Origin of the sequence: Desulfovibrio sp. 1214_IL3152 (assembly GCF_036763055.1) — a bacterium.
Taxonomy (GTDB): domain Bacteria; phylum Desulfobacterota; class Desulfovibrionia; order Desulfovibrionales; family Desulfovibrionaceae; genus Desulfovibrio.
Genome location: NZ_JBAIYW010000504.1, coordinates 1 through 2,268, shown reverse-complemented (window position 1 = coordinate 2,268; position 2,268 = coordinate 1). Strand labels below are relative to the sequence as shown.

Annotated in this window: 1 protein-coding gene; it reads right to left on the bottom strand. The window is 60.8% G+C overall.

What is annotated here, in order from left to right:
- Positions 1–2,268, bottom strand: a 2,268-nt coding sequence (locus V6C07_RS10830; RefSeq protein WP_333536498.1) for an efflux RND transporter permease subunit, incomplete at both ends; no start/stop codon positions are given.

Here is a 2,268-nt window from a genome sequence, read left to right as displayed (position 1 = left end):
ATTTCTTCCATATAATAATAGTACACGGGTGTGATGTAGAGCGTGACAATCTGCGAGAAACAGAGGCCCCCGACCACAGCCAGACCAAGGGGACGCCACGCCTCGGCCCCGGCCCCGATGCCTATGGCAATGGGCAGCGCGCCCATAAGCGCCGCCACCGTGGTCATCATAATGGGTCTGAAGCGCACATGGCAACCACGGGTAATGGCTTCCAGAGGTTCCATCCGGGGATTATGACGCTGCGCCTCAAGCGCGAAGTCCAGCATCATGATGGCATTCTTTTTCACTATGCCCAGCAGCATGATAACGCCCACAAAGCCGTACAGGTTCAGGTCCATGCCGAACAGCCACAGGGTGGCAAGCGCGCCGAAGCCCGCCGAAGGCAGTCCCGAAAGAATGGTCAGGGGGTGGATAAAACTTTCATACAGGATGCCGAGCACCAGATAAATGACCACAATCGCCAGCACCAGCAGCCAGCCCATGCCCGTCAGAGAGCTTTGAAAAGCCTGGGCCGTACCCTGTGACTCGGCCGTGACCGTATCCGGCAGCAGCGGCCTGGCGGCGGCCTCCACAGCGGCCACTCCCTGCCCCAGCGACACGCCGGGCCGCAGGTTGTATGAAATGGTCACCGCCGGAAACTGGCCGTTGTGGTTCACGGCAATGGGGCCAACGCCCGGCTCCATCTTTACCAGCGTGTCCAGCGGCACAAGATTGCCGTCCGCCGCGCGAACATACAGGCGCGACAGGGCCGCGCTGTCCTGCTGGAATTTCTTTTGCAACTCCACAAAAACCGTATAATCGTTGGTTGGCGCGTAAATTGTCGAGATTTCACGCGACCCGTAGGCCGATTGCAGAGCCAGTTCGATCTGATGCGGACTTACGCCCAGAGCCGCCGCCCGGTTACGGTCAATGGTAACCCGCAGTTCGGGGTTTTTCAATTGCAGATCGCTGTTCACGTCCTGCACCTGCGGCAGGGCGCGCAGGGCTTCTTCCACTTCCTGGGCGCTGGCGTACAGGGCCTCCATATCCGGCCCGGAAAGCGTATACTGGTAGAGGGCTTTTGAGGAACGCCCACCGATATTGATGGCCGGAGGCACACGCACAAAGACCCTCAAGGACGGCGAAATATTCAGCTCGCGCCGCAACTGCTCGGCCACCTGCTCGATGCCGGGCCGCTGGTCATGAGGCTTGAGCGGCATGAGCAGTATGCCGTTGTTCATGCTCGGGCTGCCCCCCACAATGCCCACAATGGAGTTGTACACCGCCAGATGGGGATTTTTTTCCAGCAGGGGGTCAAGGCTGCGCTGCGCGTTTACCATGCCCTCGTAGGACACGCCCTGCTCGGCCTCGGTGCTGGCCACGAGCATGCCGAGGTCTTCCACGGGCAGAAAACCCTTGGGCATGACGATGCCCAGCCACACGGTCAGCGCCAGCAAAAGCAGAGAGGCCGTGAGGGTCTTCAGGCGATGCCGCAGCACCACATCCAGCGAGCGCGCGTACAGGCTGTTCAGACGGTCAAAACCGCGCTCAAGCATGCCGTAAAAGCCCTGTCCGGCGGTACGCCCCACGGCATGCGCGCCGCGCGCCTTCAGAAAGTAGGCGCACAGCATGGGCGTAAGCGTGAGCGATACCACGCCCGATGCCAGAATGGCCGCGATGATGACCACGGCAAATTCCCTGAACAGGCGGCCCACAATGCCGCCCATAAACAGCACGGGAATGAACACCGCCGCCAGCGAAACCGTCATGGATACGATGGTGAAGCCGATTTCCGCCGATCCGTCATAGGCCGCCGTCAGCGGGTCCTTGCCCATCTCCTGGTGGCGCACGATGTTTTCGAGCATGACGATGGCGTCGTCCACCACAAAGCCCACGGCCAGCGTCAGGGCCATGAGCGAGAGATTGTCCAGGCTGTAGCCGAGCACCGCCATGACGGCAAATGTGGAAATGACCGACATGGGCAGGGCCAGACTGGGAATGATGGTGGCGGGCAGGTTGCGCAGAAACACAAAAATGACCAGCACCACCAGAAAAACCGTAAGCACCAGAGTAAACTTGACGTCCGCCACTGAATGACGGATGGAGTCGGAACGGTCGTAAAAGACTTCCAGCGTAACGGACGGCGGCAACTGGCGCTCAAGGCCCGGCAGGAGCTTGCGGATGGAGTCCACCACCTGCACGGTATTGGTTCCCGGCTGGCGCTCCACAGCCAGGGTGATGCCCGGCGCGCCGCCGTTGCCCCAGGTAAGCTGCTTGTCCTGTTTTACG